The organism is Phyllobacterium sp. SL163 (genome assembly GCF_049896885.1).
GTDB classification, from domain to species: Bacteria; Pseudomonadota; Alphaproteobacteria; order Rhizobiales; family Rhizobiaceae; genus Phyllobacterium; species Phyllobacterium calauticae.
Window position 1 is genome coordinate 225,875 of the sequence record NZ_JAFCVE010000003.1, and the last position, 25,943, is coordinate 251,817.

General features: G+C 58.0%; 26 protein-coding genes and 1 pseudogene. 15 read left to right on the forward strand and 12 right to left on the reverse strand.

Annotated features, from left to right (window positions below; genetic code table 11):
• Window positions 1–20 precede the first annotated feature (20 nt).
• A complete protein-coding gene (locus ACP7B1_RS07870; RefSeq protein ID WP_426136863.1) occupies window positions 21–314 on the forward strand; it encodes a hypothetical protein in 294 nt (97 codons plus the stop codon).
• A gap of 24 nt (window positions 315–338) precedes the next feature.
• On the opposite strand, the gene ACP7B1_RS07875 is transcribed toward ACP7B1_RS07870, so the two are convergent.
• The 5 genes from ACP7B1_RS07875 to ACP7B1_RS07895 form a co-directional block, all read right to left on the reverse strand.
• Complete coding sequence (locus ACP7B1_RS07875) at window positions 339–2,456, reverse strand: peptidase domain-containing ABC transporter (protein WP_346306176.1); 2,118 nt, start codon at window positions 2,454–2,456, stop codon at window positions 339–341.
• Window positions 2,437–3,636 (reverse strand): HlyD family secretion protein, encoded by a 1,200-nt coding sequence (locus ACP7B1_RS07880; protein ID WP_346306175.1) that lies wholly within the window; start codon window positions 3,634–3,636, stop codon window positions 2,437–2,439. The genes ACP7B1_RS07875 and ACP7B1_RS07880 overlap by 20 nt, the downstream gene beginning before the upstream one ends.
• A gap of 115 nt (window positions 3,637–3,751) precedes the next feature.
• Complete coding sequence (locus ACP7B1_RS07885; protein ID WP_346306174.1) at window positions 3,752–4,234, reverse strand: hypothetical protein; 483 nt, start codon at window positions 4,232–4,234, stop codon at window positions 3,752–3,754.
• Between the two features lie 49 nt (window positions 4,235–4,283).
• Window positions 4,284–4,670, reverse strand: a complete 387-nt coding sequence (locus ACP7B1_RS07890) for a hypothetical protein (RefSeq protein WP_346306173.1) — start codon at window positions 4,668–4,670, stop codon at window positions 4,284–4,286.
• Window positions 4,671–4,889: 219 nt separating this feature from the next.
• Window positions 4,890–5,369: a hypothetical protein gene (locus ACP7B1_RS07895; protein ID WP_346306172.1), complete on the reverse strand. Its 480-nt coding sequence runs from the start codon at window positions 5,367–5,369 to the stop codon at window positions 4,890–4,892.
• A 734-nt stretch (window positions 5,370–6,103) separates the two neighbouring features.
• On the opposite strand from ACP7B1_RS07895, the gene ACP7B1_RS07900 reads away from it, so the two are divergent.
• The gene (locus tag ACP7B1_RS07900) at window positions 6,104–6,679 is read left to right on the forward strand and encodes a DUF1349 domain-containing protein (RefSeq protein ID WP_346306171.1); all 576 of its coding nucleotides are present in this window, start codon (window positions 6,104–6,106) and stop codon (window positions 6,677–6,679) included.
• Between the two features lie 21 nt (window positions 6,680–6,700).
• Here the strand turns inward: ACP7B1_RS07900 and ACP7B1_RS07905 are convergent, their stop codons facing one another.
• Window positions 6,701–7,405 carry a GntR family transcriptional regulator gene (locus ACP7B1_RS07905; RefSeq protein WP_346306170.1) on the reverse strand — a complete coding sequence of 235 codons (705 nt, stop codon included), beginning with the start codon at window positions 7,403–7,405 and terminating at the stop codon, window positions 6,701–6,703.
• Between the two features lie 163 nt (window positions 7,406–7,568).
• On the opposite strand from ACP7B1_RS07905, the pseudogene ACP7B1_RS07910 reads away from it, so the two are divergent.
• From ACP7B1_RS07910 to ACP7B1_RS07935, 6 genes and pseudogenes are all read left to right on the forward strand, one after another.
• Window positions 7,569–9,097, forward strand: a pseudogene (locus tag ACP7B1_RS07910) (sugar ABC transporter ATP-binding protein).
• Window positions 9,094–10,419, forward strand: a complete 1,326-nt coding sequence (locus ACP7B1_RS07915; protein WP_426136864.1) for an ABC transporter permease — start codon at window positions 9,094–9,096, stop codon at window positions 10,417–10,419. Before ACP7B1_RS07910 ends, ACP7B1_RS07915 begins: the two are co-directional and overlap by 4 nt.
• Before the next feature lie 67 nt (window positions 10,420–10,486).
• Window positions 10,487–11,416: a substrate-binding domain-containing protein gene (locus tag ACP7B1_RS07920; RefSeq protein WP_346308306.1), complete on the forward strand. Its 930-nt coding sequence runs from the start codon at window positions 10,487–10,489 to the stop codon at window positions 11,414–11,416.
• A gap of 178 nt (window positions 11,417–11,594) precedes the next feature.
• The gene (locus tag ACP7B1_RS07925; protein ID WP_288193807.1) at window positions 11,595–11,912 is read left to right on the forward strand and encodes an ArsR/SmtB family transcription factor; all 318 of its coding nucleotides are present in this window, start codon (window positions 11,595–11,597) and stop codon (window positions 11,910–11,912) included.
• Window positions 11,905–12,366 carry an SRPBCC family protein gene (locus tag ACP7B1_RS07930; protein WP_346308303.1) on the forward strand — a complete coding sequence of 154 codons (462 nt, stop codon included), beginning with the start codon at window positions 11,905–11,907 and terminating at the stop codon, window positions 12,364–12,366. The genes ACP7B1_RS07925 and ACP7B1_RS07930 overlap by 8 nt, the downstream gene beginning before the upstream one ends.
• An 83-nt stretch (window positions 12,367–12,449) precedes the next feature.
• Window positions 12,450–12,803: a DUF1428 domain-containing protein gene (locus tag ACP7B1_RS07935; RefSeq protein WP_346308302.1), complete on the forward strand. Its 354-nt coding sequence runs from the start codon at window positions 12,450–12,452 to the stop codon at window positions 12,801–12,803.
• Window positions 12,804–12,839: 36 nt separating this feature from the next.
• Here ACP7B1_RS07935 and ACP7B1_RS07940 read toward each other — a convergent pair whose 3' ends face one another.
• Window positions 12,840–13,313 carry a DUF2127 domain-containing protein gene (locus ACP7B1_RS07940; RefSeq protein ID WP_346308301.1) on the reverse strand — a complete coding sequence of 158 codons (474 nt, stop codon included), beginning with the start codon at window positions 13,311–13,313 and terminating at the stop codon, window positions 12,840–12,842.
• A 20-nt stretch (window positions 13,314–13,333) separates the two neighbouring features.
• Window positions 13,334–14,038, reverse strand: coding sequence for a hypothetical protein (locus ACP7B1_RS07945; protein ID WP_374042735.1), 705 nt, complete (start codon window positions 14,036–14,038; stop codon window positions 13,334–13,336).
• Between the two features lie 204 nt (window positions 14,039–14,242).
• Between ACP7B1_RS07945 and ACP7B1_RS07950 the strand changes: the two genes are divergently transcribed.
• The gene (locus ACP7B1_RS07950; protein WP_426136865.1) at window positions 14,243–14,608 is read left to right on the forward strand and encodes a nuclear transport factor 2 family protein; all 366 of its coding nucleotides are present in this window, start codon (window positions 14,243–14,245) and stop codon (window positions 14,606–14,608) included.
• Window positions 14,609–14,670: 62 nt separating this feature from the next.
• Here the strand turns inward: ACP7B1_RS07950 and ACP7B1_RS07955 are convergent, their stop codons facing one another.
• Genes ACP7B1_RS07955 through ACP7B1_RS07970 form a run of 4 tightly spaced genes read right to left on the reverse strand, consistent with a single transcriptional unit; the run spans window position 14,671 to window position 18,404 of the window.
• Window positions 14,671–15,447 (reverse strand): ABC transporter permease, encoded by a 777-nt coding sequence (locus ACP7B1_RS07955; protein WP_346308300.1) that lies wholly within the window; start codon window positions 15,445–15,447, stop codon window positions 14,671–14,673.
• Complete coding sequence (locus tag ACP7B1_RS07960; protein WP_346308299.1) at window positions 15,431–16,261, reverse strand: ABC transporter ATP-binding protein; 831 nt, start codon at window positions 16,259–16,261, stop codon at window positions 15,431–15,433. The genes ACP7B1_RS07955 and ACP7B1_RS07960 overlap by 17 nt, the downstream gene beginning before the upstream one ends.
• An 11-nt stretch (window positions 16,262–16,272) precedes the next feature.
• A complete protein-coding gene (locus tag ACP7B1_RS07965; RefSeq protein ID WP_346308298.1) occupies window positions 16,273–17,274 on the reverse strand; it encodes an ABC transporter substrate-binding protein in 1,002 nt (333 codons plus the stop codon).
• A 47-nt stretch (window positions 17,275–17,321) separates the two neighbouring features.
• A complete protein-coding gene (locus ACP7B1_RS07970) occupies window positions 17,322–18,404 on the reverse strand; it encodes a 4-oxalomesaconate tautomerase (RefSeq protein WP_426136866.1) in 1,083 nt (360 codons plus the stop codon).
• 110 nt (window positions 18,405–18,514) lie between these two features.
• On the opposite strand from ACP7B1_RS07970, the gene ACP7B1_RS07975 reads away from it, so the two are divergent.
• The 6 genes from ACP7B1_RS07975 (at window position 18,515) to ACP7B1_RS08000 (ending at window position 25,939) form a co-directional block, all read left to right on the forward strand.
• Window positions 18,515–19,414 (forward strand): LysR family transcriptional regulator, encoded by a 900-nt coding sequence (locus tag ACP7B1_RS07975; protein ID WP_346308296.1) that lies wholly within the window; start codon window positions 18,515–18,517, stop codon window positions 19,412–19,414.
• 194 nt (window positions 19,415–19,608) lie between these two features.
• Window positions 19,609–21,885 (forward strand): PAS domain-containing sensor histidine kinase, encoded by a 2,277-nt coding sequence (locus ACP7B1_RS07980; protein ID WP_346308295.1) that lies wholly within the window; start codon window positions 19,609–19,611, stop codon window positions 21,883–21,885.
• Window positions 21,875–23,236 carry a sigma-54-dependent transcriptional regulator gene (locus tag ACP7B1_RS07985; protein ID WP_223614954.1) on the forward strand — a complete coding sequence of 454 codons (1,362 nt, stop codon included), beginning with the start codon at window positions 21,875–21,877 and terminating at the stop codon, window positions 23,234–23,236. The genes ACP7B1_RS07980 and ACP7B1_RS07985 overlap by 11 nt, the downstream gene beginning before the upstream one ends.
• Window positions 23,237–23,372: 136 nt before the next feature.
• The gene (locus ACP7B1_RS07990; RefSeq protein ID WP_346308294.1) at window positions 23,373–23,777 is read left to right on the forward strand and encodes a RidA family protein; all 405 of its coding nucleotides are present in this window, start codon (window positions 23,373–23,375) and stop codon (window positions 23,775–23,777) included.
• Window positions 23,777–25,153, forward strand: a complete 1,377-nt coding sequence (gene trkA / locus ACP7B1_RS07995) for a Trk system potassium transporter TrkA (protein ID WP_346308293.1) — start codon at window positions 23,777–23,779, stop codon at window positions 25,151–25,153. The genes ACP7B1_RS07990 and trkA overlap by 1 nt, the downstream gene beginning before the upstream one ends.
• Before the next feature lie 21 nt (window positions 25,154–25,174).
• Window positions 25,175–25,939: an MBL fold metallo-hydrolase gene (locus ACP7B1_RS08000; protein WP_346308292.1), complete on the forward strand. Its 765-nt coding sequence runs from the start codon at window positions 25,175–25,177 to the stop codon at window positions 25,937–25,939.
• The last annotated feature ends 4 nt before the right edge of the window (window positions 25,940–25,943 follow it).

A 25,943-nucleotide genomic window follows, 5' to 3' on the forward strand; every position in this document is an offset into this window, starting at 1 on the left:
TCATATCCAGGGAGTGTGTCATGCCTTTTTCAAGCAGGGACCAACGCATTCACTCCACGACGGATTGGGACATCATGCAGCAGGCCCATGACCGGGCTTCCAAAATGCTCGATCGCTGCCCGAAAACCCACGCTCGCTGCAACCAGCTCGCCCGGATTGTCATTGCGATCTACGAAAGCGGTGTGCGCGATGTGGATGAGTTGGCCGTCATGGCGGCAAATCGCGAACTGAACGTCTTGGCGGAGAGAGGACATTTTCAAAAGCCGTTCCGCTTCACGCCAGCCGACGAACGCCCGCAAATACTGCATTCGTGAGAGCGTATCTCTTGTGATCGCGCTTCAGGATATGGCTTCCTCGATTATGCCGTTCTGAATTCTGATTGTTCTATGCGCAAGAGCGATGCTTGATTGCCGGTGCACCACAATAATTCGCGTTATGGCAAGGCTGGCCAGTGCGCCGTTGATCTTTTTCTCATTGTCTTCGTCAAGATGGCTGGTCGCCTCATCGAGAAACAGGATTTTTGGCTGGCGGTAAAGCGCGCGCGCCAGAAAAATCCGCTGTCTTTGGCCGCCGGACAGTGCGCTGCCCATATCGCCGACGAGTGTCTCGTAGGCCATAGGCATACGGTTTATCTCGTCGTCGATGGCCGCAAGTCGTGCGCATTGGCATACCCGCTCGCTATCGTGTTCCGGATCGAAAGCGGAAATATTTTCGGCGATCGTACCGGCGAAAAGCCGGTCATCCTGCAGAACACAAGCAACCGCTTTGCGATAGTAAGATGCGCCGAGGCGGTTGATATCCTGTCCATCGATCGACAAATGGCCATCCTGAATCACCAGCAATCCCGCCAGGAGCTTCATGAGCGTGGTTTTGCCTGCGCCGGATGGACCCGTCAGAGCAATGATTTCTCCCGGATTGATGGTGAGATTGATATTCGTCAGAACAGGCGGGTCACCATCACTATAACAAAAGGTCAAATCCCTGACTTCCAATCTGCCCTGCAACCGCGACATGTCCCGCTCACCCCACACGGCGCCGGTTGCCTCCTCGGGGGTGCCCAGGGCGATATCGGCAAGGCGTTCGGCGTGCATACCGAGCATGTTGAGCCGGACGGCCAGACCGATGAGCGCAGACACCCGCCCGGTGAACTGGTCCTTGTAGGCAAGGAAAGCAATGAGCATACCGATGGTCATGGCTCCGTCCATGACGGCCGAAGCTCCCAGCCAGAGCATGATGATGCGGTCAAAACCATCAAGGAGATCGCTTGTCGTACCAAAAACCAGATCGAGTTTCCGGATGCGCAGGTCCGCATTGATCGATTCGACCATCAGGTTAAGCCATGCTCCGCGCCGTCGTTCAAACAGATCGAGCGCCTTGAGGCTGGCAATGCCCCGAATGGATTCCAGAAAGTGTGAATCCTCTTTGGCTCCCTGCACGATGGCTGCCTCGTTGGCTGCCCGATAGGCCGGGTAGGAGACGACGCGAATGAGGGTCTGGATCGCCAGCGTGGCGACAGCGACCCATGTCAGCCAGCCGCCATAGATCAGCATCAGGCTCAGCGAGCCCGCAACAACCGTGACATCGAGGACAGCCGCAACGATGTCCGTGGTCAGCGCCGACTGAATGGGAACGAGCGAGGAAAAGCGCGACACGACATCGCCGATATGACGCTTTTCGAAATAGGACAAGGGAAGGCGCAGCAGGTGATCGAACAGTCCGGTTGTCCATTGCAGGTTGAGACTGGTGCCCAAGACAAGTCCGGCCCAGCCGCGTGCAATCCCGATCATCGTCTGGAGCAGCAGGAACAGGCATAGGCCAATCGCGATGGTGATGAGCAGATCGTGATCGGCCGAGACGACAACCTGATCGATAATGATTTGCGAACCCACCGGGCTGAGGAGCGCAAAAACCTCCAGGCAGAGCGACAGCAGAAAAAGCTGGGTCAGCGCGCGCTTGAGGCCGGCGACATTGCGGAACAGATCGCTCAGGCGAATGCGTTCTCTTTCGACTTTTTTCGCAAAGCCGCCGGTCGGCAACAACTCCAGCGCGACGCCGGTGAAATGGGCCGAGGCCTGGCCGAACGTGAGAGAGCGTCGCCCGAGCGCAGGGTCGTGGACGACGATCCCCTTTGCCGTTGTCTTCGCCAGGACAACAAAGTGGGAGAAATCCCAATGCAGAATGCAGGGCAGGCGCAGATCGGCAAAATCTGCAACATCGAGACGAATGGCCCTGCTGGCAAACCCGAGCTTTGTCGCAATACGCATCAAGGACGTCAGCGCCGTGCCCTTGATGGAAGCCGCGTGCCGGCGGCGAAGGACGCCAATATCCACTCGGTTGCCGTGAAAACCGCAGATCATGGCGAGACAGGCAAGGCCGCATTCGGCCACTTCCGTTTGCAGGATGACCGGCAAGCGATGCCTGAAGCCGAATGACACCCTATTGAGCACCGGATTCATTTCTTGTGCTTGATCCCGGCCCGCCGCCAATGCCGCCGCTCAGGCTGTAGAGCGGCTCCAATATCCATTCATACAGCTTTCTGGTTTCCAGAAAGACATCGGCTTCGACGTCCATGCCGACCTGCAATGGTTCACGTTTGCCATAGGCAAGCACGGTGTCCTGCTCCGGCTTGGCGGAAACCCGATAAAAGCCGCTGGGCGGCTGTTTTCCCGCGATTTGCCCGCCGGCAATGCCTTCGCCGTCCGTTGCGCGCAACGCGACGCGGGAAATCTCTGCAATGATCGCGGGATACTGGCCGAACTTCTGATAGGGAAACGGCGCGTAGCGCAGAAGCACAGGCGATCCCTGTCTGATAAAACCGATTGCCGCGCTTGAGGCAAAAAAGTGAATTTCCAGATGTCCCGATGCCGGCAATATGGACAAAAGCGGTGTGCCTGCGCCAACCGTCTGCCCCGACTGGACAAGCACGGCTGTCACCGTGCCATCCTGTGGCGCCGTCACCAATATTTCCCGGTTGCGCTCCATATCTGCGCTCTGTTGATCAAGAGCCGATATTTGTCGCCGCAACCCGCCGATGGCGGATGCCGCCTCATGATCGAAGCCCCTGAGCTTGGAACGGATCTCCTGCAATTTGGACTGCAGCTGGATGGTGTCCCGGCGCAGGTTTTCCAGCAGTGCGCGCTGCCCCATGTAACTTTCCCGCCGCACCTCGAATTCCCGTTGTGCAACAATGCCTTTCTCAACGACGCCTTCCAGCCTGTCGGCGAATTGCTTCAGGGTTTCCGCATAGGTGGCCGTTACGGATATCTGTGCCGCAACCTGGGCAATCTCCCGCTCGAGCGCAGCCGCCTGCTTTTGCAGATTGTCCCTTTGTTCCTTGTCCAGTTCAACGCGGCGCGCAATCTCCACCTGCAGTTCGTTTCGCTGCAGGCGGATCTGGCCGATGATGGCGGCATAGGTGTTTCCATCGGAGGTCGTACTATCGGTGCTCAATACATACAGGCGGTCGCCTTTATGCACGGGCTGCCCCTCGCTGGCTGAGGTTTCGACAACCCGTCCGGCTTGCGGAGCAATCAAACGCACGACGCCGACGCTGGTCTGCACCGTGCCGGTGAGGCGGACCCTGCGCGTGTATTCGCCAAATGCCACGAACATGCCGATCATTGCGACCGAAGCCACCGCACACCCCGTCGCCACTGTTGCGGATATCGGTCGCAATAATTGCGGGCGGCCGAACCATTTGTGCTTGCGGCCGTCAATGGCTTCCTGACGAAAAAGCGCAAGATTTGCGCTCTCATTCGCGGGGGGCACTGTTGATGCGCCGTTCAAAGTAATAGTAGCCAAACAGAAGAACCACCTCGGCGAGTGTATATGGCAAGGACAACACGAGCGTATAAGAATATAGGGGTAGGGTCGGCAGCTGATAGAGAGTAAAATTCGACGCAAAATGCACCAGTGTGCAGTAGAAGATTGCCGCGTAAATCCATCTGGCTTTGGCATAAACCAATGATGTAAAAATGTGAAAGCTGGTTGAGGAGACAACGACGAACAAGGTTCCAAGCACTGCAAACACCGGACCGGCACCAAGTTCCAAAGTGTGCTCGTAGACCACCGGTGTCTTGAACACACATTCGAGGCCAAAAAACAGGAAATAGGACGGTATGCGGAACCTGGTGTCGCGGAACAGGACAACGAGGTAAGCCTTGATCAACTCCTCAATCCCGGCCAAAATAAATGTCGTTGAAATATTCCGGGCCAAATCCAAAGCATTGCTCATGGTTCAGGATTGAGAGGGGTAAGCGCGGCCATGCCGCGCTTTAAGATATTCAGGCTAGCGGGACCGGTATTGACCTTTGCCGCCACCACCTGTTTCCGCCTTGGTTGGGGCCATTGCCGTCGCCACTACCGCCGGTATAGTCGCCCATCGCGTTGTAGGCACCAAAATCTGGCGTACCGCCGCCTTTGAACGCACTTTTGATGGCCTGGCCAATATAACTCAAGAGATTATCCTTCGGATTATTGGACGGCAGTCTCGATGCCTCATAGGTATGGTCCATGATGGAGCCGCCATCGGCCCCCTTGCCAATGCCTTTACCCGTAGCACTTGAGCTTTTGCTGTTACTGGATGTTTGGCCTTTGGAATAACCGGTGTCGCGATCCAAAGCGCCTCCACCAACGACGAACGATATTTCATGCTCGGTTAGTTCACGCATCAAAATCTCCATATTTAAATAATAAAATCAATATGTTGAAATATGAAATCTACTCGATGGATTTATTGTGTTCATAAAATGCAGTGCCGTGAAAACACTGTTTGGCTGCTCATTCATGGAATGCCCGCAAGGCCTCTATCCGGGTATTATTGATTGGACGGATGATACTTCCATGAAACCCTGACGCCAATCCGTAGCTATACTTACAGCCGCCCGCGCTCAATCGCAGCGCGCAACGTTCATCCATCGTTCGAAATAAAAGTAGGCAAAGAGAATGATTATCGCGACTGATGTATATGGCCACCAGATGAACGCGTAGATTTTGAGGGGAATAGCGGGCAAATAATCCATCGTCGTGTTGACGGTGGAATGAATGACTGTGCAGTAGAAAATTGCCGCATAAATCCATCTGGCTTTGGCATAAACCAATGATGTAAAAATGTGAAAGCTGGTTGAGGAGACAACGACGGACAAGGTTCCAAGCACAGCAAATACCGGACCGGCACCAAGTTCCAACATGTAATCATAAATCACCGGCGTCTTGAAAGCGCACTCCAGACCAAAAAACAGGAAATAGGACGGTATGCGGAACCTGGTGTCGCGAAAAAGGACAACGAGGTAAGCCTTGATCAACTCCTCAATCCCGGCCAAAATAAATGTCGTTGAAATATTCCGGGCCAAATCCAAAGCAGTGCTCATGGTTCGGGATTGAAGGTGGCACGTGCGTGCGGTTATTTGTGGTTTTCGTCAGTCAATTCTTTTGGTCTGGCCGTTAGCTGCGCGATGAAAAAACAGGCGAAAACTCCGGAAAACACGAGTGTTGCTGAAATGAAATCTGTATCGTCTCCACAGTACAGTAGGCTAAACAGAGTTGAGCCTACGATGGATTTCAATATTACTTTATAAGAATTGGTAAAAGTTGAATCTTTTATGCATGAAAACGCAATAATTATTGATGGAATTGATAGTAACTTTAGTATCAATAGGACGTGCGGGTGGTTTCTAAACGTCGAGTCCGATATTATGATTGCTGCTAGTGCAAGAAAAACAAGTGTGTTGCAGCCGCTCTTTTTATATTGAGAAAGCATTGGCATACGCGTTGTCCGTAAGATCATTTTTGAAATGAGAACGGCTGGTTATCAATAAAATCACCACTCCCACTCCGCCGTTTTCAACCATATTTGTAAATCCGAGCAAATACCTTGATTGCCTTTCCATCTGTTACACCCGCATAGCCTGACGTACCCCCACGGCATGGCCAAAACCTGCGCGGCCAAGGCGATCGCTGAATGAAGGCCTTTCGCTATCATGCTCCGGTGCACCACCAGTGCCAATTGGTAACCATACCTATCGCCGCAATGGATTTCAGCACCAGCCACAATCTGCTACATCGCATTTGCCGTCTGAGGCCGGATTCGCGTGTGGAGAGAGTGATGACTGATGCGTTCAACTGGCTCAATGCGCCGCCGTCCCATCACGGCGAAGCCCGTCTGCTCACGCTTGCGACGGCTGAGAACACCGATTTCTGGCAGCACACCTTCTATGGTTTCGAGCGCGACAACGGCCATGCCTATCTGACGCCGGTCAGCGGTGATTTCAGCGCCCGCGTGACAGTGCGCGGCGATTACCGGGAACTCTATGACCAGGCTGGTCTGATGCTGCGGATCGACGCCCGGACCTGGATCAAGACCGGCATCGAATATACCGACGGCCTCATGCATTTCAGCGTTGTCGTGACCAAGCGCGTATCCGATTGGTCCGTCATTCCCCTGCACAGCGCCCGTGTCGACGACGCGGTGCACATCCGGCTGACCCGCCATGATGATGCGGTGCGGGTCCAGTATGCCATCAATGATGCGCCGTGGCAGCTGGCGCGGCTCGCGCCATTTCCCAAAGACGATGCGTCGGTCGGTATCATGGCCTGTTCGCCGCAGCGCGGCGGCTTTGCGGCGGAATTCCGCGATCTCGAGGTCGGTCCGGCAATCCCGCGTGACCTGCATGCGGACTAGGCCGCGGCGAGGGGCGGCTTGCTAATCGGCAAACAGCTCCGGCCGTTTGGTCTGCAGCTGCAGCAGCATTTTGCCCATCTTCGAAATATGCTCTTCCATCGCCGCCGCCGCGCGCTCGACGCTGTTGTCGGCAATGGCATCAACAATAGCCTGGTGCTCTTTCAGCGTTTCGACCATGCGCGTTTCGTAGTGCAGGAGCAGCCGCCGCACGCGGTCGATCTGGCTGCGCTCCTTGGCGGCAATTTCGCGCAATCCAACCAAACCCGCCGCATCGCAGATCATGTCGTGCAATTCCTCGTCGAGCGCGTAAAACCCTTCGAAATCCCTGGAGTCCGCTGCCTTGCGCTGCCGGTCGAGATTATCGCGCAGGCGCTGCACGATCTCAGCCGAGCTGCGTTCTGCCGCCCGCCGGATGGCCGCCGTTTCCAGGGCAATGCGCACGAATTGGGCTGTCTCGATCTTGTCGAGGCGCAGCCGGGCAACGAAAGTGCCGGTTTGCGGGTAAATCTCCACCAGGCCTTCGTCGGCGAGGCGGTTGATGGCATCGCTGACCGGCGTGCGTGATACGCCGAGCTGCAGCGCCACCAGTTCCTTGCGGATGGCTTCGCCGGGCGCCAGCTGCGATGAAATGATGGCCTGACGCAGGATGGAATAGACCTGGTCCTTGCGTGTGACCGCAATGACCTTCTGTTCCCTGAAACTCTTGCTGCCTGACCCCAATTGCACGTCCAAAGCTCCCCGGTAGGCCCTGTTGCATGGCAGGAGGCTGAATTCCATTTCTCCGAATGAAGCATTTGACTCCTGCACAATAACATCTAACATGTTACATATTAACTTGAAAGAATGTTTTGGGAGGAACATTTTGGATAGTCAGCTGCCGATCGTCTCGATGCGCGGCATCAGCAAGTCATTCGCTCATATTGTTGCCCTGCGAAGTATCGATCTCGACATCTATCCGGGCGAGATTCATGCCATCATGGGGGAGAACGGTGCGGGCAAGTCGACGCTGGTGAAAATCCTCAGCGGCGTGCATCGTCGCAGCGGCGGTGACATGCTTGTCCGGGGGCGGGCGGTCGACTTCGCCTCGCCGCGGGAAGCCGAGCATAACGGCATCGCCATCATCCACCAGGAACTCAACCTCATTCCAAGCCTCAGCGTGTCCGAGAATATTTTTCTCGGGCGCGAGCCGCTGATCGGGGGCCTGTTCATTGATCGCAGGAGCATCGAGACGAAGAGCGCAGAGCTGCTCGACCGCTTCGGCATCGATATTGATCCGCGTGCCGATGTGGAGAATTTGCGCGTCGGCGAGCAGCAGCTTGTCGAGATTGCCCGCGCATTGTCCCTGAATGCCGACGTGCTGGTTCTGGACGAGCCGACCTCGGCGCTGTCGGAGGCCGAAGCCCAGAGACTGGCCAGTTTTGTGCGGGAACTGGCCCGTAACGGCGTTGCCATCATCTACATTTCCCATCGGATGAATGAAATATTCTCGCTTGCCGACAAGATCACCGTGTTGCGCGACGGCAGCTTCATCGCCACGCGCCGGGCCCAGGATGTGAGCGAGCGCGATCTCATCCGCATGATGGTTGGGCGCGATCTGGCAGCACCGGAACCCAAGGCGGATAGATCGGGCAGGCCGATTGTACTTGAAGCGCGCAATCTCGCCTACGCCGCCCGAATTCGCGCGGCAGCATGCACAATGTCGTCGAGGATGTGAGCTTCGATCTCCACGCCGGCGAAATTCTCGGGATCGGCGGGCTGCTCGGTTCCGGGCGCACTGAAGTGCTCGAACTGATTTTTGGCGCGGCGACTGGAGAACGCTCCGGCACGATCACCCGCAACGGCACCAGCCTTGCCGCCGCGTCCCTGACCCCACGCCGGTCGGTGGCGAAGGGCATTGCCTTCCTCACCGAAGACCGCAAGGGAACGGGTCTTCTCATGAATGCGGACATCCGGGCCAATGCCGTTCTGCCGTCCTTGCCGTGGCTCGCGCCGTTCGGCTGGATCAGCCGCCGGCGCGAGGACCCCGTGGCGGGCCGGATCATCAAAGCGATGCACGTGCGCTGCGATGGCCCGGACCAGAAGATCGATCAGCTGAGCGGCGGCAACCAGCAAAAGATCGTGCTGGGCAAATGGCTGGAAACCCGGCCCAGCGTCGTCCTCTTGGATGAACCGACCCGGGGGATCGACGTCGGCGCCAAGGATGAAATCTACGAGCTCCTGAAAAAACTCGCTTTGTCCGGCGTGGCGGTGATCATGGTGAGTTCCGAATTGCCGGAACTTCTTGCGCTCTCCAGCCGCATCCTCGTGATGTGCGAGGGCAGGGCGGCGGGCATTCTTGAGAGCACAGCGTTTTCCGAAGAACAGGTGATGGAACTGGCGACACCCCTGGGCACGGCTCTGACAAAGGACGCGGCATGACACGAGCGAGCGAGCAGACAATGCAGTCATCCCAAGGCAATCTTAGCCGGATCAAGCGCCTGCTGAATGCAACTAAGCTCTACTGGGGATTGGTGCTGCTCTTTCTGGTCGGCATTTTTTCATCGCCGATCTCGTCCAAGGGGCACAATATTTTCCTGTCCTATGGCAATCTGTCCGATGTTTTCCGGCAGATTTCGGTTACCGGCATTACTGCCGTGGGCATGACGCTGGTGATCCTCATTGCCGGAATTGACCTGTCGGTCGGGTCCGTGCTTGCGCTGGGTTCCGTCGTCTGCGCCATGCTTCTGACCAATGAGGGCTGGTCGGCGGCCTATACCATCGGCGTTCCCGCCATTTTCGTGCTGGCATTCCTTGTTGTGCTGGGGGCGGGGTTGTTCCTTGCCAAGGTACCTGGCCGCGCCGTTGGCGAGCCCGAAAATGACCGGACGCACCTGAACCGCATTATCGCCCTTGTGGCTGTGGTCGCCGCGGCCGCTGTCGCCTGGTGGGTCGCCTCCGGCACGGATGCAAAGGCCGGCGTGCTGCTGGTGCTCGTGGTGGTTCCGGCCGTCGGTTTCATGCTCGGCATGGTCAACGGCCTCGTCATCGTTGGCGGTCGCCTGCAACCGTTCATTGTGACACTTGCCATGATGGTGGCGGGGCTGGGCATTGCCCGCCTGACGGCGGGGCAGAATACGGCGGTCTGGCCGGTCTATACCGGCAGCAACGCGACGGCGAATTTCGAATTCCTGCGCGCGCTCATTTTCGGGCTGATTCCGGTGCCGGGTCTGATTTTCGCCGGCATCATTCTCCTGTTCTGGGTGATCCTGAAATACACCAAGTTCGGACGGTACATCTATGCCATCGGCGGCAATGAAGAGGCGGCGCGGCTCGCCGGCGTGCCGGTCTGGCGGGTAAAGATCAGCGTCTATGCCATATCGGGATATCTCGCCGCACTGGCGGGCATTCTCTATGTCGCGCAATACAGGCAGGGAAAGCCCGATGCGGGCATGGGGCTCGAACTCGACGCCATTGCTGCCGTGGTGATCGGCGGCACCAGCTTGATGGGCGGGCGCGGCTCGATGATTGGCACCCTTGTCGGCGTCCTCATCTTCGGCTTTCTCAGCAATATCCTGCAGCTCAACAATATCGACAGCAACACGCAGCTGGTGCTCAAGGGCATCATCATCATCGTGGCGGTGCTGCTGCAGGAGCGGCGCTCCAGCGGATGGCTGTTTTTTCTCTCCCAGCTCATGACAGCCACGCCGTCCAAGAAATCCGTGCCCGGCAAGCCAGAAAACCGGCAAGGGCAGGGTGATTGAACCAACAACAAGGACTATCAGGGAGGATAGCATGAGACTGACACGCAGACATTTTGCCAGACTGGCAATGGCAACCGCCTTCATCGCGCCGCTGGCGCTCCACATGCCGGGCGCATGGGCCAAGGACAAGTATGTCATCGGCTTCAGCCAGACCACGACCGTTGAACCCTGGCGTGTCCAGTTCAACAAGGATCTGGTTGCCGAAGCCAAGAACCATCCGAATGTTGAGCTGCTTGTCGCCGATGGCCAGGACAAGACGGAAAAGCAGGTGGCGGACGTTGAAAACTTCATCCGGCAGGAGGTGGACGCAATCCTGATTTCACCCAAGGAATCGGCAGGCCTGACCGGTGTCGTGGAGAAAGCGATGGATGCCGGCATTCCGGTGATCGTGCTTGACCGCAACGTCGATACCGACAAGTTCACCCAGTGGATCGGCGGCGACAATGTGGTGATCGGCGAAGCGGCGGGACAACATGCCGTGGAACTCCTCGGCGGCAAGGGCAAGGCCAAGGGCACCGTCGTTGAAATCTGGGGTGGCCTCGGCACGCAGGCGAGCCATGACCGCAGCAACGGTTTCCACAAATACACCGACGCGGAGAATGGCATCACCTATCTCCTGGACAAGCAGTCCGGCGACTGGAAGCAGGATCAGGCCTACAACATCATGGCAACCGCTCTGCGCAACCATGAGGACATCAAGCTGGTCTACGGCCACAATGATCCGATGGCCTATGGTGCCTATCTCGCCGCCAAGGATGCGGGGCGCGAGAAGGACATCCTGTTCCTTGGTGTCGACGGACTGCCGAATGAAGGCGTCCAGTGGGTCAACAAGGGCGAGCTCGCCGCAACGTTCCTCTACCCGACACCCGGAGCGGAGGGATTGCGCCAGGCGCTGAAAGTTCTGGCGGGCGAAAAGGTGGAAAAGAAGATCGTTCTTGGCACTGAAACCATCACCAAGGCGAATGCGCCGGAGATTCTCAAAAAGAACGGTCTTTGACCACTGAGAGCAAAGAAGTGGAGTAACCGCTTTAGAAAGAGCAGTTACTCCATTGTTATTTCGTCGATATTTCATTCTTCAAGTTTTGATGCATGGCTGTTGCACAGGGTGCGCAACCCAGCGGCATCGCGTAATGATTTGACATGCAACTAAAAGGTTGCATAATGTAGATATGACCATAGACGCGACATTCCGGGCCCTTGCCGATGTGAGCCGGCGCCAATTGCTCGACAATCTCTTTGCCAGGAACGGCCAGACGCTGGGCGAACTCTGCGAGGGCATCGACATGACGCGTCAGGCCGTAACCAAGCATCTTGCGATATTGGAAGAGGCCAATCTCATCGCGACGGTCTGGCGGGGCAGGGAAAAGCTGCACTACCTCAACCCGGTGCCGATCCATGAAATTTCCACGCGCTGGATCCACAAGTATGAACAGGGTCCGCTGCGCACCCTCGATGAACTCAAGAAAACCCTGGAGGAAGACGGCCATGACTAAACCCAGATTTGTGTACGTGACCTATATCCGCACAACGCCGGAAAAGCTCTGGCACGCGCTGATCGATCCGGAATTTACCCGGCAGTATTGGGCGGGAACCTGGCAGGATTGCGATTGGCAACCCGGTTCCTCGTGGAAACTCATGATTCCGGATGGGCGGGTTGGCGATGCCGGAGAGGTTGTTGAAATCGATCCGCCCAAACGCCTCGTTCTATCCTGGCGCAACGAATTCATGCCGGAATTGAAGCAGGAGGGATTTTCGCGCCTCACCTATGAGCTTGATCCGATGGGCGATATGGTGAAACTGACTGTAGTCCATGAGATGGACCGGCCAGAATCCAAGCTGATCGAGCAGGTTTCCACCGGATGGCCCAGCCTTCTCTCAAGCCTCAAGAGCCTGCTTGAGACAGGTGAATCGCTTGAAGCGACACGCCATTGGCCGAAAGATATGTAAGCGCCCGAATAAAAACGGGAACGATGTAGAATGTCGGCCCGTTCAATCGTCCTAGGGCTGTTGAACCGAATGAGGAGGGTATGATGACCTATGTTGATGGATTTGTGCTTGCCGTACCGAAGGACAAGATCGATGCCTATAAGGCCATGGCGCGCGTGGCTGGTGACGTCTGGAAGGAACATGGCGCGCTGGCCTATGTAGAATGCCTTGGCGATGACGTTCCCTATGGCGAACTCACCTCGTTTCCACGCGCCGTGCAGGCGAAGGACGATGAAATCGTCATCTTTTCGTGGATTGTTCATGCGTCGCGAAAGCAGCGGGACGAAACCAACAAGAAAGCCATGGCGGATCCCAGACTTGCCAGCGATAAATGGGAGATGCCCTTCGATGGCAAGCGCATGATCTATGGCGGGTTCGAGTCGTTTATGGAACTCTGACACCCATAAAAGGGATTTCAGCGCAATCGGGGTGACCTACCGCGCGACGTGCTTTTGAACCAGTCGATACTCGTGCCAGATGAGCAGCATGACAAACAGGTCGAAAACCGTCAGCACGATGAGCGCCGGACTCTGCGTGTAGGAGTAGCGATAAAGCTGATAGGCGATGAATAGCCCCAGAACCACGAGGGACAGCGGATAGGCCCACAGCTTGTTGCGCAGCAGCGCAATGACGAGCAGGGCTTTGATGAGGCCGTGGCTCAGCAGATAAAAGGCGTAGAAATGCTGGCTGCTGACGGAGAAATCGCCGGCGAGCCTTGCGAGGTGCGTGGCGATATAATCATCGGGATCGTCCACGAGTCTCGTCTGTGTGAACGTGTTCACCATCAGCCGGATGGAGGCCGTGTTGACAAAAACCAGGATCAGACCGCCGATACACTCGATGAGTGCATGGGCGCCCTTCAACAGGATGCTGATCTCGAAAATCCGGTGAATGCGCTTCTCGTTCATCAGGGCTTCCCGTTTCGCCGCTACGCCAGGATATTGACGGCGCGTGCTGCGACAAGGGCGATGGTCAGCAGGGAGAGCGAAGCTTCCGCCATCATGAGCAGTTTTGCCCGTGGTGACAGGGGCATCGTGTCGGTCGGCGAGAAAGCCGTCGCGTTGGTGAATGACAGAAAGAGGTAGTCGATGAAGCCGGGTGACCAATCCTTCAGCCGTTCATCCTGAATGACCATTTGCGGGAACTGGAAATCGCCATAAGTTTTTGATGTCAGCCCGCGGCTGGCCGGGCCGCCGCGGTCGATGCTCCAGTACCAAAGGGTGAAGGCGATGACGTTCGTCACCCATATGTTGACCGCATCGATCAGCAGCGTCTGCGCCGACCCTGCATGACCGCCGAGAAGGGCTCTTACAAGAAAATACAGCGCGACAAAGTTCATGAACGTGATCAGGATTGTCAGGCCGAGGGCGGCGCGGCGGATCAGGCGCCGCGAACGCCCGACCAGATGAAAATGCTCGTCCGTCGTTGCCTGCCTTGCCCGCGTCTGCACCCATGCGGTTGCCATGGACAGCGGCGCCAGCAGCAAAAGCTCGATCACCGGCGCGAGCCAGCGCGGCCCCCACGAAAAATCATTCACCAGCAGAAACTGCAATCCGGCAACGACGAGGACGGCGGCGCGCGCCATCCAGAAGTCCAGTGCATGGGTCCGCACCGCCATATGCTTCTGACGGATATCCGTGTGAGCTGTCTGCACTTGTTTTCACCCCGTTGCTGAAAGACCGCTGCATCCACTGCTGCACCGAAACAGTTCACGGACAATTATGTCCTTGAAGCGGCGGCAGCTGTCAAACGCCTGCGATTTCGGGCACGGGGGTTCTGGAACAAATGCGAGGGATAGTGCACTGTCCAAGGGCTCAAACCGGAGTAAGACCCCCTCATGCTGTTCAGTCCCGTTGAAACAACCCGCCTTTACCACGCTGCAATCAATGCCCTCGACTTTGAGGCACTTGCCGGCTTTTTCGCAATCGATGCCGTCTATGCATCGAGCGGTATCGGCGAGATTGCCGGGCAGGAGGCTATCCTGGACGCATTCAAGGTCTATTTTGCAAGCTATCCCGATCAGGTTGCCGAGGACGATCTGATCGAAGAGCTGTCGCCCCAATCGGCCAGATCGGTTTGGCGTCTGGTCGCAACGCACCGCCAGACGGGTGAAGTGTCCCGGCGTTCCGGCGAGGAAGTCATTCTGTTCGATGCAGCCGGGAAAATTCTGCGCGTGACGGTTCAAGACCGCGATGCCTCCTGAGAAGTCCCGGAAAGCACCGCGGCAAACCGCATTTATGGCTGTCACCAGGCAGCCTGACGGGATCAGGCTGTCTTCTCTTCAGCCGTATTTGGTCGCCATTTGATCAGCCGGTTCTCCACCACGTCGAGCACGCGGTCAATGACGAGAACAAAGACGGCCAGGATGATGATACCGGCAAAAACGCCGACTGCATCGAAATTGCCTTCCGCCTGCGCGATCAGATAGCCAAGGCCTGCCGACGCGCCAAGATATTCACCGATGATGGCGCCGACGACCGCGAAGCCGACCGAGGTGCGCAGGGAGGACAGAATCCAGCTGGCGGCAGCAGGGAAGTAGACATGGCGCAGGAGTTCTGAACGCTTTGCACCGAGAATACGGGCATTGGCCAGAACCACCGGATTGACTTCGCGCACGCCCTGCATGGCATTGAAGAACGTGATGAAGAACACGAGTGTGACGGCAAGCGCCACCTTCGACCACAACCCGAGTCCGAGCCACAGCACGAAGATCGGCGCAAGCACCACGCGCGGAATGGCATTGAGGCCCTTGATGAACGGGTCGAGAATGCGTGCGGCACTGCGACTGAGGCCGAGCCAGACGCCGGCGGCAACGCCCAATCCCGTTCCGATGACATAGCCCAGAACGGTTTCCGTCAGCGTGATCGTGACGTGGCGATAAAAATTGGGATCGATGACCCAGTTGACGATCTGGTTGAAAATGTCGACGGGTGCCGGAAAGAAGAACACGTCGATGACGCCGGTCGACACGCCAAGCTGCCAGCCGCCGAGGATGGCCACAAGCAGGCCCAGTTGGATCAGTCGTTCAGTCGCGACGTTCATAGCTCTTCTCCACTTCGCCGCGCAGCGACGCCCAGATATTGCGGTACAGATCCATAAAACGTGGATCCAGTTTGATTTCAGCGACGTCGCGCGGTCTTGCAAGGTCCACGTCGAAGCTGTCGATAACCCGGCTGCGCGGTCCGGCGGCAAGCACCGCCACCCGGTCGCCGAGCGCGATCGCTTCCTCCAGGTCATGGGTGATCATCACCACGGCGCGGCGCTCCTCCTGCCACAGGCGCAGGAGCTCATTCTGCATCAGATGCCGGGTATGGATATCGAGCGCCGAAAACGGCTCGTCCATCAGAATGACTTTCGGACCGGTAATCAGCGCCTGCGCCATCTGCACACGCTTGCGCTGGCCGCCGGACAGCTGGTGCGGATATCGCTGCTCAAAACCCTTCAAGCCCACCTTGGCCAGCCACATCATCGACCGCTCGCGGCGTTCCGCCGTTGCGACGCCTTTGAACAGCAGCCCGAGTTCAACATTCTCGATGGCGGTTTTCCAGGGCAGCAGGGCATCCTGCTGGAACAGGTAGCCGATATCGTTCTGGATGCCAGAAACCGGATTGCCGTCAATCGCGACGCGGCCGCCGGACGGCTTGAGCAGCCCGGCGATGGCATTCAATATCGTGCTTTTGCCGCATCCGGTGGGACCGACGATGGCAAGAAACTCCCCATCGGCCACCGTCAGATTGACGTTCTCCACCGCAACGAACGTGCCGAATGACATCGTTACGGAATCGATGGACACCATCGCTTTTCGCGGCTGTTCAACGGTTGCGGCCGCAACCGGTTTTACCATTGCCAAGGCCATGGTTCTCTCCCTCAGTTCGTGCCTTCGTGCGGCGCTTTGTCGACGAAATGGTTGGTGTAGGTCTTCTTCAGGTCGATGTCCGTTGCCGCCACCTTGTCATTGAAGCTTTTCAGGACTGCCAGCGGCGTTTCGACTTCGGCCTCGTTGAAGCGGCCGTCGACCGAGAAGATGGGCTTGGCGTTTGCCACTGCCTTTATGTAGGTTTCCTTGTCTCCGGAAATGAAGGCCTCGGGAAGTTTTTGAACGATTTCCTCCGGAGCGCTCTTGTTCATCCATTCCAGGGCCTTGACCGTTGCATTGACGACCTTCTGGATCGTCTCCGGATTCTTGTCGATGTAGGACTGCGTGGCGTAGAGAACCGAGGTCGGATAGATGCCGCCGTAGATCTCCTTGGCGCCGTCGTCGCTGCGCGCGTCGATCAGGATTTTACCGACGCCCTTGGCTTCAATGAAGGTCGCCGCCGGATCGTAGTTCACCAGGAGGTCGACCTTTCCCTGTTCGAGAGCGGCGACGGCTGCCGAGCCGGAACCGACGCCGATGAGCGAAACGTCATCCGCCGAAAGCTGGTGGCGCTGCAGATAGTAGCGAACGAAGAAATCCGACGAGGAGCCGGGGGCGGTAATGCCGATCTTGGCGCCCTTGATGGTTTCGGGCTTTGCCGGATCGAATGTGCTGTTCTTGCCGCCTGCAAGCACCAGCCCCGAATTGCGCGCCAGCAGCACAATGCCAACAACGTTCTTCTTCTGCGCCTGCATCTGGATCGTGTGATCGTAGAAGCCGACCGCTATGTCGGTCGAACCGGCGACGAGCGCCTGCAGCGTTTTCGAACCGCCCGAGGCAAAATTCTCGACGGTGACATCAAGCCCTTCCTTTTCATAAAGGCCGAGGCCCGAAGCGACCGGAAATGGCAGGTTGTTGAGATTGTAAGAGCCGACGCTGATGCGGACAGGTTCGGCAAACGCGGATCCTGCGAATGCCACCGTCGCCGCCAGAGCGAGCATGAGTTTATGCATGGTATTTCCTCCCAGATGTGCGATGCCCTCCCGGCAACCGCGTTCAATTATGCTGCGCAAACCATTTGCGCTACAGGTTTGGCAAAGACTTGCCCCTCAAACAGACGGCGGGCGGTACGCAATATGCCGGCGACCGTTGTGCCATTGCGGGATTCCAGCTTGACTTCCAGACGGCCGCTCGGATGTTCGAGAACAAGATTGACCGGAAGCTTGCGTCCTCCGATCAGGCGTGATGCGACCGTGGCATCGCTGATGCAGGCCGTGGCAATGCCAACGGCTCCCGTCGTGGCGAGGGAGGGATGGCACTGGTGCGGCATGAAATAGCGCACATTCAGATCACCGCCGGCTTTCGGTTTTGAGATGAGGACGGGTTTGGGCGTGACCTGCATCCGCACGTCGCCCATGCCCATGCGCTGGCCCGCCTGCAGCCGCAGCCTTTCCAGCCGCTCGAGGAGGGCACGGTCCGCGTTGAGTTCGACAGCGCTCTCATAGCCTGTTGCTCCGATGGCTGCGGCCTCGAGTATCATCATCGGCATGGCGCAATCGATGCAGGTGACATCGATGCCGTCGATGATCTCGCGGGGATGGCCCGTTGGAAACAGCTTGCCGGTTCGTGCTCCGGCAGCGTCCATGAATGTCAGGGCAATCGGCGCGGCGTGCCCCGGCACCCCGTCAATCGATGCATCGCCGAGATAGGCCACGCGGCCGTCGGGCGTCGGCACCTCCGCCTCAATCAGCTTGCCGGTGTTGACATTGTGTATCCGCACCCGCGTTACCGGTCCTGTCGTTGTGATCAAACCGGCTTCGATGGCAAACGGGCCAACGGCAGCAAGCATGTTGCCGCAATTGGGGGATGTGTCGACCATCTGCTGATCGATCCGTACCTGGGCAAAGAGATAGTCGACATCGGCACCCGTGACCGTGGACGGGCCAACGATGGCAACCTTGCTGGTGACCGGGTTGCCGCCGCCGATACCGTCGATCTGCAGGGGATGACCGGACCCCATCACCGACAGCAGGATCTGGTCGCGCTGCTGCGGATCGGAGGGAAGATCCGATGCCAGAAAAAACGGTCCCTTGGACGTACCGCCTCTCATGAGGACGCAAGGTATGCGAAGGAGGTCATTCATGGCGCAGCGCTCTTTATTCATGCGTTCAACAGAACAATCTGTCGGTTTCTTGCATTTTGCGGTAAGGTGATTGATATGTGAAATGCAAAGTTTTCGAGGATTGATGTGATATGAGCATTAATTGTGAGATACTGGATCTGCGGGCTTTTCTCTCGGTGGTGGAGCTGGAAAGTTTTCACCGGGCGGCGGAAGTCTTGAATCTCTCGCAACCGGCGTTGAGCCGGCGCATCCAGAAGCTGGAGGCAACCATCGGAGCGCCGCTTCTGGAGCGGACCACGCGCCATGTCTCGGCCACGGCGGTGGGAAGCGAACTCATTCCGCTCGTTCAGCGCATGCTGGAGGAATTTGACGGCTCGCTCTTTGCCGTGCGGGATATCGGCGCCCAGCGCAGCGGGCTCGTCACCATCGCGTGCCTGCCCACCGCCGCCTTCTATTTTCTGCCGACAGTGATCAAGCAGTTCAATGCCGAATACCCGCACATCCGCTTCCGCATCCTTGACCTTCCCGCCACCGACGGGCTTTTGGCTGTTGCCCGCGGCGAGGTGGAATTCGGCATCAACATCATGGGCGCTGCCGACCCCGATCTGATTTTCGACCGGCTGATCGAGGACCCGTTCGTGCTTGCGGCGCGCAAGGATCACCCGCTTGCCGCCAAAAGCGAACTCGGATGGGAAGACCTGACGCCCTATCCGCTGATTACCGTGCACCGCTCCAGCGGCAACCGGACACTGCTCGACGCGGCATTGGCGAAATCCAACCTGAAATTGCGCTGGTTCTACGAGGTGACGCACCTGTCAACGTCGCTCGGCCTCGTCGAGGCGGGACTGGGGATTTCCGTGCTGCCCAAGCTGGCAACGCCGCAGGAGGAGCACCCGTTTCTCGTCACTCGGCCGATCCGAAATCCGGAAATTTCGCGGACCATCGGGGTTGTCCGGCGGCGGGGAGGAACATTGTCACCCGCTGCCGAGCGCTTTCTCAACATGCTGATTGGCACTTGGTCGGAAGGTTAGGGCGGCGTGAAAACTGCTTCTTCAAGGGAAGCTGTGATCCGCAATACGCTGGCCATTGACCGGGTCAACCCGAAAGGATGAGCCGTGCCAAACGTGCGGTGTTGAAGCAATTCTGCACAGGTTTCGACGAGAGGGCGTTGCATTTCCGCCACAATGTGTTGCATGAGTGCAACTTGGTTGGGATGATGTAAGCAATGCTCTTATCAAATTCGGTCAATCAGTTGGGAAACTCGCTCACGGCTGCCGCTGGCGGCAACACGCAGCGCTTTTACTCCCGTATCGGCGTTGTCACGGTTGTTTTGGCGCTTTTGACGACGGGCGTAACGTTTTTCATCCTCACGGGAATGACCCCGGTTCAGCCCGAGAGCAACCTCACTTTTGTCCTGACCGGTCTCAATGCGCTGCTGATTCTCGCCTTGATCGTGCTGATTGGCCGCGAAGTCTATCGCATCAGCCAGGCCCGGAACCGGGGGAAGGCCGCATCCCGCCTGCATGTGCGCCTCGTCGTGCTGTTTTCGCTTGTCGCTGCGGTGCCGGCCATGCTGGTGGCCATCGTTGCATCGGTCACGCTCGATCTCGGGCTCGATCGCTGGTTCGAAATGCGGACCACGACGATCGTCAACTCGTCGATCAGCCTTGCCAATTCCTACATTCAGGAAAGTGCGCGCAACCTGCAGGGCACGACGCTTGAAATGGTCAGCGATGTCGACACACAACGCTCGCTGTACAATCTGGACCGCACGAGCTTCACGCGCTTCCTGACCCAGCAGGCGCTTGGCCGCGGCCTGATCGGTGCATTCATCATCCGCTCCAACGGTGACACCTCCGTTCGCGCTGACATACGCACGAATTTTTCAATTCCGCCGGTCGCGAAATCCATTCTCAATACGGCACAGGACGGCAAGCCGGTGCTCATCCCGCCGGAACGGACCAATCTGCTCAGCGCCGTCGTCAAACTCCAGCAGATACCGGATATGTTCCTCTACACGGTCCGCCCGGTCGACGGTGACATTCTCAACTCCATGCGCGCCATCGAGGGCAACAATCTCGATGCGGGTAAACCGGTTGCCAATGGTGTGGACACACAGATTCTGTTTGCTCTGCTCTATTTCGGCCTGACGCTGACTTTGCTTCTGTCGGCCATCTGGACCGGCATTGCGGTGGCGGACCGGCTTGTGCGCCCCATCCGGCTGCTGATCGGTGCAGCGGATGATGTTGCAACCGGCAATCTGGATGTTGCGGTGCCGGTGCGCCGTTCCGACGGCGATGTCGGGTCGCTCTCCCAGACTTTCAACACCATGGTGCGCCAACTGGGAACGCAGCGCCGCGACCTCGTTGCCGCCAAGGACCAGATCGACGAACGCCGCCGTTTTTCCGAAGCGGTGCTCTCCGGCGTGACGGCAGGGGTCATCAGCGTGGATGCCGATGGGGCAATCGGCATCATGAACCGTTCCGCCGAAGCGATGTTCGATCTGGACCCAGTCACGACCGTCGGCAAGAATCTGACGGCGCTCGTCCCGGAAATCGGGCTGGTGTTCGAGGTTGCCCATGCCACGGGCCGGTCGGTTTACCGCGAACAGGTATCGATGTCGCGGCGCGGCAGCGCCCGGACGTTCAATGTCCAGATTACAGTGGAGGACGCGGAATCCGCTGACCACTCCTATGTGGTCACCGTCGATGACATCACCGATCTGGTGGAGGCGCAGCGTTCGTCCGCCTGGGCCGATGTCGCGCGGCGCATCGCCCACGAAATCAAAAATCCGCTCACGCCCATCCAGCTGTCGGCGGAACGCATCCGCCGGCGTTACGGCAAGGTGATCACCGAAGATCGCGAAGTTTTCGACCAGTGCACGGAAACCATCATCCGGCAGGTGGGTGACATCGGGCGCATGGTCGACGAGTTTTCATCCTTTGCGCGCATGCCCAAACCGGAAATCAAGGCGATGGATTTGCGCGAAGCCTTGCGCGAAGCCTCGTTCCTCGTCGAAGTCAGCCGCAGCGACATCCGCTTTGAGCGGGATTTCGGCAACGTGCCGCTCATCGGGCAATTCGACGGCAGGCTTATCGGGCAGGCGTTCGGAAACGTTATCAAAAATGCTGCAGAAGCAATTGAATCCGTTGTGAAAGATGGACTGGGTGACGGACATATCCGTATCCGGTCGAGGCAGGAGGGAGACGCTCTGATTGTCGAAATTTCGGACAATGGCAAAGGCTTGCCGCGTGAACACCGGCAGCGTTTGCTTGAACCCTACATGACGACGCGCGAGAAAGGCACGGGCCTTGGCCTCGCAATTGTCAAAAAGATCGTTGAAGAACATGACGGTCAAATTGAACTGCACGATGCCCCCGCGGACTTCCACGGCGGGCGGGGTGCAATGATCCGCATGGTTTTTCCCACGACCCATACCAATACACAGACAGCCGACAATTCCGATCCATCGGCGAAACAGGTGAATTCAAATGGCATCTGACATTCTTGTCGTCGACGATGAAGTCGACATCCGCGAGCTTGTTGCAGGAATATTGAGCGACGAGGGGCACGAAACCCGTGTAGCCTCGGACGCGGACAGCGCATTGGCGGCGATCGATGATCGCATTCCCCGCCTGATCTTTCTGGACATCTGGATGCAGGGCAGCCGCCTCGATGGTCTTGCCCTGTTGGACGAGATCAAGAGCCGCCATCCCGATATTCCCGTGGTCATGATTTCCGGTCACGGCAACATTGAAACCGCAGTTTCGGCCATCCGACGCGGCGCCTATGATTTCATCGAGAAGCCGTTCAAGGCTGACCGTCTGATTCTTATCGCCGAACGGGCACTCGAAACATCCAAGCTGCGGCGCGAAGTTTCCGACCTGCGCAAGCGCTCGACGGAAAGCTCCGAACTGCTCGGCACGTCGCTGTCGATGAACCACCTGCGCCAGACCATCGAGCGTGTCGCGCCGACCAACAGCCGCATCATGATTACCGGTCCGTCCGGCGCCGGCAAGGAACTCACGGCACGGGCCATCCACGCCCTGTCGACCCGTTCCAAGGGACCATTCGTCAACCTGAACGCGGCGACCATCACGCCGGAACGCATGGAAGTCGAGCTTTTCGGCACGGAATCCGATGGCGGCGAGCGCAAGGTGGGGGCGTTGGAAGAAGCCCATGGCGGCATTCTCTATCTCAATGAAATTGCCGATATGCCGCGCGAAACGCAGAACAAGATCCTGCGCGTGCTCGTCGATCAGCAGTTTGAACGGGTAGGCGGCACCAAGCGCATCAAGGTCGATGTACGGATCATCTCCTCGACCGCGCAGAACCTCGAAGCGATGATTGCGGAAGGCCGGTTCCGCGAAGACCTGTTCCACCGGCTGGCAGTGGTTCCCGTGATTGTTCCGCCCTTGGCGGACCGGCGCGATGACATTCCTGCGCTTGTCGAATTCTTCATGACGCAGATTGCCGAGCAGGCGGGTATCAAGCCGCGCAAGATCGGCCCGGATGCGATGGCCGTGCTGCAGTCCCATTCCTGGCCGGGCAATATCCGCCAGCTGCGCAACAATATCGAGCGCCTGATTATCCTGGCGCGCGGCGATGATCCGGAAGCCGTTATCACCGCCGATCTGCTGCCTGCGGAAATCGGCGACACGCTGCCGAAGGCTCCAACCGAATCCGACCAGCACATCATGGCTCTGCCGCTGCGCGAGGCGCGTGAGCGCTTCGAGAAGGAATATCTCATCGCGCAGATCAACCGGTTCGGCGGCAATATTTCCCGCACGGCGGAGTTTGTCGGCATGGAGCGTTCGGCCCTGCACCGGAAGCTGAAATCGTTGGGGGTCTAACCGCTTCACGCAATCTCGGGGGGGCTTCGGGGGAATACGTTGGTAGCCGACAGTATTCGGTTGCGACTCTCCAGCTTTTACGGGAAAGTCGGCGGCCTTTGCCCTGCGGCATCGGCCTTCATCATGGGAGTGAGGAATGTTTCGCCCTGTCAATCCGCCCGGTCCATCCATTCCGGGTCTGTCTCAAGCCATGCTGATTGAAGGCGGCAAGCTGCTCGTCCTGTCAGGGCATGTGCCTTTCGATTCGGAAGGCAAGATTGGCGGCAAAGACGTGGCAGCGCAGCTTGATCTGGTATTTGCCAATATTGCGGCAACGCTCAGGGCGGCAGGCACGGATTTTGCCAGCATCGTCCGCCTGACCTATTACATCCGGGATTTTGACCAGGCGATGCTGCCGCAAATACGTGGCGTTCGTGACCGCTGGGTCAACACCGAGTGCCCGCCGGCCAGCAGCCTCATTGGCGTGGCCGCCCTGTTCCATCCCGATGTTCTCATCGAGGTGGATGCCATGGCCGTGATTGCCGAAGGCGAAACCAGCTGATGCGTGTAATCATCTGCGGCGCAGGGCAGGTTGGATATGGCATCGCCGAACGGCTGGCTGCCGAAGACAACGATATTTCGGTCATCGACACGTCGGCCGAGCTCATTCAAGTCATACGCGATACGCTGGATGTGCGCGGTTTTGTCGGTCACGGCGCCCACCCGGATGTTCTGGCGGCGGCCGGTGCCGAGCAGGCTGATATGATCATTGCAGCCACGCTTTATGACGAAGTGAACATCGTCGCCTGTGAAGTGGCGCATGCGCTGTTCAACGTGCCGACCAAGATCGCCCGCATCCGCGCACAGGCCTATCTGCAGCCGCACTATCAGGACCTGTTTTCCCGCGATCACATGCCGATCGACGTCATCATTTCGCCCGAGCTTGAAGTGGGTGAGATGGTACTGCGCCGCATCGCCTTGCCCGGCGTGAGCGATGTCGTCCGCTTTGCCGACGAGACTATCGTGGTGATGGCGATCGAATGCCTGGAAGACTGTCCGGTCATCAACACGCCGCTCATTCAATTGAGCAATCTCTTTCCCGATCTGCCGTCGACCGTGATGGCCATCATCCGCAATGACACGTTGCTCATTCCGCGCTCCGCCGATCACCTCTTGGCCGGTGACATCGCCTATGTCGCGACAACCAAGTCACAGGTGCGCCGCACGCTGGCGCTGTTCGGTCACGAGGAGCCCGAGGCAACACGCATCGTCATTGCCGGCGGCGGCAATGTCGGGCTCTACGTCGCCCAGACGATTGAAGCCAAGCAGCCCAAGACCAAGGTCAAGCTGATCGAACCCAATTTGACCCGCGCCAATGCCATCGCAGACGGGCTTCGGCGTTCCATGGTGCTGCATGGCAGTGCGCTGGATCAGAAACTACTGCTGGAAGCGGAAATCCAGGATGCGGACCTTCTGGTCGCGCTCACCAATGACGATCAGGTCAACATGCTCGCCGGCGTCATGGCCAAACGCCTCGGCTGCAAATCCAGCCTCGTGCTCATCAACAATCCGGACTATCTCGACCTCAGCAAATCCCTCGGCATCGATGCCCATATCAGCCCGCGCAGCGTCACCATTTCGCGTGTGCTGCAACATGTGCGGCGGGGCCGTATCCGGGCCGTACACAGCGTCCAGAAGGGCCGGGCGGAGATTATCGAGGCTGAGGCGCTTGAAACCTCGCCGCTTGTCGGCGCCCCGCTGCGCGACCTAGACCTGCCGGACGGACTGCGGATCGGCGCGATCTACCGCAATGGCGAAGTCATCCGCCCCGACGGTTCGGCCCGCATCAAACCGCAGGACCGGGTGGTCATCTTTGCCACGGCCGAAGCGGTCAAACAGGTCGAGCAGATGTTCCGCGTCAGCCTCGAATTCTTCTGATCAGCAGAAAGACGCACCGACATGAAACTGCAACTTCTCCGCAATGCCACGCTGAAACTTGATTATGCCGGTTCAACCGTCCTGATCGATCCATTTTTCGCTCCCAAACACAGCCGCCCGTCCTTTACCGACCGTTCGCCGAATCCCATGACGGATCTGCAGGTTTCAACCGACGAGATCCTTGATGGCGTCGAGCTTGTACTCGTCTCGCATCTGCATGCGGATCATTTCGACCCCGTGGCTCAGGAACTTGTCCCCAAGCATCTGCCGCTGATCTGCCAGCCGGGCGATGAAGAGAAAATCCGCTCCTTCGGTTTCACCGAGGTCACGCCATTGACCGGGGATCTGACGTGGAAGAATATCCGCCTGACACGCCGCGACGGCAATCACGGCACCGGGGCCGTGCTTCAACTGATGGGCAATGTCATCGGTTTTACCATCGAGGCGGATGGCGAACCCTCGATCTATTGGGCAGGTGATACCATCCTCTATCCGCCGGTGCGCGAAACAATCGAAGCGACACAGCCCGATATCATCGTCACCCATTCCTGCGGTGCCAAATGGGACGGTGTTCTCATCGTCATGGATGCGGAGCAGACCATCGAGGTCTGCCGCATTTCACCCCCGAAGACAAAAGTCATCGCGACGCATATGGAAGCCCTTGACCATGCAACGGTCACCCGCGACGATCTGAAGGCCCATGCGCAGGCAGCGGCTATCGATTTCCACAAGCTGATCATCCCTTCCGATGGAGAAACCCTCCATCTCACAGCCCCCAACCCATGAGACC

What these genes read in the sequence shown, in the direction of transcription:
- ACP7B1_RS07940 (WP_346308301.1), bottom strand. Translation starts at nt 13,313, where the DNA reads ATGAACGAGAAGCGCATTCACCGGATTTTCGAGATCAGCATCCTGTTG.
- ACP7B1_RS07915 (WP_426136864.1), top strand. Translation starts at nt 9,094, where the DNA reads ATGACACGAGCGAGCGAGCAGACAATGCAGTCATCCCAAGGCAATCTT.
- ACP7B1_RS07975 (WP_346308296.1), top strand. Translation starts at nt 18,515, where the DNA reads ATGAGCATTAATTGTGAGATACTGGATCTGCGGGCTTTTCTCTCGGTG.
- trkA (WP_346308293.1), top strand. Translation starts at nt 23,777, where the DNA reads ATGCGTGTAATCATCTGCGGCGCAGGGCAGGTTGGATATGGCATCGCC.
- ACP7B1_RS07955 (WP_346308300.1), bottom strand. Translation starts at nt 15,447, where the DNA reads ATGAACGTCGCGACTGAACGACTGATCCAACTGGGCCTGCTTGTGGCC.
- ACP7B1_RS07950 (WP_426136865.1), top strand. Translation starts at nt 14,243, where the DNA reads ATGCTGTTCAGTCCCGTTGAAACAACCCGCCTTTACCACGCTGCAATC.
- ACP7B1_RS07870 (WP_426136863.1), top strand. Translation starts at nt 21, where the DNA reads ATGCCTTTTTCAAGCAGGGACCAACGCATTCACTCCACGACGGATTGG.
- ACP7B1_RS08000 (WP_346308292.1), top strand. Translation starts at nt 25,175, where the DNA reads ATGAAACTGCAACTTCTCCGCAATGCCACGCTGAAACTTGATTATGCC.
- ACP7B1_RS07895 (WP_346306172.1), bottom strand. Translation starts at nt 5,369, where the DNA reads ATGAGCACTGCTTTGGATTTGGCCCGGAATATTTCAACGACATTTATT.
- ACP7B1_RS07980 (WP_346308295.1), top strand. Translation starts at nt 19,609, where the DNA reads ATGCTCTTATCAAATTCGGTCAATCAGTTGGGAAACTCGCTCACGGCT.
- ACP7B1_RS07890 (WP_346306173.1), bottom strand. Translation starts at nt 4,670, where the DNA reads ATGCGTGAACTAACCGAGCATGAAATATCGTTCGTCGTTGGTGGAGGC.
- ACP7B1_RS07985 (WP_223614954.1), top strand. Translation starts at nt 21,875, where the DNA reads ATGGCATCTGACATTCTTGTCGTCGACGATGAAGTCGACATCCGCGAG.
- ACP7B1_RS07990 (WP_346308294.1), top strand. Translation starts at nt 23,373, where the DNA reads ATGTTTCGCCCTGTCAATCCGCCCGGTCCATCCATTCCGGGTCTGTCT.
- ACP7B1_RS07900 (WP_346306171.1), top strand. Translation starts at nt 6,104, where the DNA reads ATGACTGATGCGTTCAACTGGCTCAATGCGCCGCCGTCCCATCACGGC.
- ACP7B1_RS07875 (WP_346306176.1), bottom strand. Translation starts at nt 2,456, where the DNA reads ATGAATCCGGTGCTCAATAGGGTGTCATTCGGCTTCAGGCATCGCTTG.
- ACP7B1_RS07920 (WP_346308306.1), top strand. Translation starts at nt 10,487, where the DNA reads ATGGCAACCGCCTTCATCGCGCCGCTGGCGCTCCACATGCCGGGCGCA.
- ACP7B1_RS07960 (WP_346308299.1), bottom strand. Translation starts at nt 16,261, where the DNA reads ATGGCCTTGGCAATGGTAAAACCGGTTGCGGCCGCAACCGTTGAACAG.
- ACP7B1_RS07970 (WP_426136866.1), bottom strand. Translation starts at nt 18,404, where the DNA reads ATGAATGACCTCCTTCGCATACCTTGCGTCCTCATGAGAGGCGGTACG.
- ACP7B1_RS07935 (WP_346308302.1), top strand. Translation starts at nt 12,450, where the DNA reads ATGACCTATGTTGATGGATTTGTGCTTGCCGTACCGAAGGACAAGATC.
- ACP7B1_RS07930 (WP_346308303.1), top strand. Translation starts at nt 11,905, where the DNA reads ATGACTAAACCCAGATTTGTGTACGTGACCTATATCCGCACAACGCCG.
- ACP7B1_RS07885 (WP_346306174.1), bottom strand. Translation starts at nt 4,234, where the DNA reads ATGAGCAATGCTTTGGATTTGGCCCGGAATATTTCAACGACATTTATT.
- ACP7B1_RS07965 (WP_346308298.1), bottom strand. Translation starts at nt 17,274, where the DNA reads ATGCATAAACTCATGCTCGCTCTGGCGGCGACGGTGGCATTCGCAGGA.